The organism is Thalassotalea ganghwensis (assembly GCF_053485795.1).
Map to the genome: position 1 here is coordinate 1 of NZ_JBQRUM010000090.1, position 276 is coordinate 276.

The window sequence follows — 276 nt, forward strand, 5'->3', positions numbered from 1 at the left end:
TCTACCTAACCACCTGTGTCGGTTTGGGGTACGGTTCCTAATAATCTAGAGCTTAGAAGATTTTCCTGGAAGCAGAGCATCAACAGCTTCGACGCCTTAGCGTCTCGTCTCGTATCTCAGCCTTAAGAACCCGGATTTGCCTAAGTTCTCAGCCTACATACTTTCACATGGACAACCAACGCCATGCCTGCCTAGCTTTCTCCGTCCCTCCTTCGCAATTATTAGAAGTACAGAAATATTAATCTGTTTCCCATCGACTACACCTTTCGGTCTCGC

Annotated in this window: 1 rRNA gene; it reads right to left on the bottom strand. The window is 47.1% G+C overall.

What is annotated here, in order from left to right:
- Positions 1-276, bottom strand: a 23S ribosomal RNA gene (locus tag ACSLUH_RS19615); the annotation flags it as partial.